At 46.7% G+C, this 1,806-nt stretch carries 1 protein-coding gene; it reads left to right on the forward strand.

What is annotated here, in order from left to right; translation table 11 throughout:
* Positions 1 to 1,806, forward strand: a 1,806-nt coding sequence (locus COT43_02070; GenBank protein ID PIS30311.1) for a hypothetical protein, incomplete at both ends; no start/stop codon positions are given.

Raw genomic sequence — 1,806 nt, forward strand, 5'->3', positions numbered from 1 at the left:
GAGGCGAAGATCTTTTTAGGCGGGTTTCCCGATTGCTTTACTATTGAGAAATTCGATTCGGTCGTTGTTGAAGGCGAAAATGTTCTTGCGATTTTGGTCTTGAATTACGGGCAATATTCTTCCGATATGACAGCGATACCCTTTCTGACGCTCGGAATGAATCATCTGCCGGAGAACCCGACGGGAATTCCTGAGATATTGCAAATTCCCACATCGAATTTGCATCTGAATTTTAAGATCAGTTCCGGAGGAGAAACGATTTTACTGACAGATTCGCTGGGACAAATGGTTGATCGCGTTCAATTGGGTGAGATTCCGACGGATATATCCTATGGGCGATATCCGGATGCCGGACCTGAGTGGAAATTTTTTTCAACATCAACTCCCGGTTCGGTCAACAACACAAATGCTTATGCAGGAATCGTCACCCCGCCGGTTTTTTCCTTCAAGGGCGGTTGGTATTCTGACCCATTCGACGCCATACTGAACGCGCAGGATGAAACAGTCGTACACTTTACGACAGACGGTTCCGAGCCGACCGAAACTTCTGAAACGTACCGAAATCCGATCCCGATTACACGAACCACTGTGCTCCGGGCAAAAGCTTTTCGTTCCGGCTGGATGACTGGACAAAGCGTGACTCACAGTTATTTTTTAGACGCGCCGCATGATCTGCCGGTTATCTCGATTTCAACTAATCCTGAAAATCTTTGGGACGCAGATAGCGGGATATACGTGATGGGCAAGAATGCGTCGTCTGAAAACCCGTATTTTGGCGCAAATTTCTGGCAGGATTGGGAACGTCCGGTTAATGTAGAGATGTTTGAAAATACCGGAACGCCTGCTTTTAACATCGATGCGGGCGTGAAAATTTTCGGCCAATGGAGCCGCGCATTTCCCCAAAAATCGCTGGTTGTTTTCGCGCGCAGTGAATACGGATACGGAAAGATTTCTTACAAAATTTTTCCCGACAGATCGAGTAACTCTTTCGAATCGGTATTAATTAGAAATTCCGGGAATGATTGGGGCTATACGATGTTTCGTGATGGATTGATGCAAGGCTTGGCGGAGGGAATGAACCTCGAATTGCAGGCGTATCGACCAGTGGCTGTATATTTGAACGGTGAGTACTGGGGATTGCAGAATCTTCGCGAAAAAGTGGACGAGAATTATCTCGCCGAGCATTTTGACGTTGACCCTAGTGATGTCGATATTCTGGAAAATAATGGAGTCGTGAACGAAGGCGAGGCTTCCGAATGGCTGGAACTTGTCGATTTTTACACAAATCATGATTTGAGCGTTCAGGAAAATTATCAGTATGTCGCAGACCGTATCGACATCGACAACTATATTAACTATAATGTTGCGGAAATCTACATCGATAATCGCGACTGGCCGGGAAACAATGTTAAGTTCTGGCGACATCGTCCGACGAACGGGAAATGGCGCTGGACTTTGTTCGATACGGATTTTGGATTCGGTCTTTACGATGCTAACGCCTACCGATTCAATACGCTCGAACATGCACTGGCAACAGACGGACCCGATTGGCCGAATCCGCCGTGGTCAACGCTTCTGCTACGGAAGCTGGTGGAGAACGAGGAGTTCCGATTAAAGTTTATCAATCGGTTTGCTGATTGTTTAAACACACGATTTAGCCCAGCTGTTGTTGTTGCTCAGTGGGAAATGAAACGTCGGGTGATTGAATTGGAGATGGGCCGGTTTTATGAACGCTGGAAAGCCGGTCTGTTTTGGACGTCTATCAATGACTGGCGTCGTAATGCAGAAGTCTTGAAGATTTTTGGA

The sequence above is a fragment of the Candidatus Marinimicrobia bacterium CG08_land_8_20_14_0_20_45_22 genome (assembly GCA_002774355.1).
GTDB lineage: Bacteria > Fidelibacterota > UBA2242 > UBA2242 > UBA2242 > 0-14-0-20-45-22.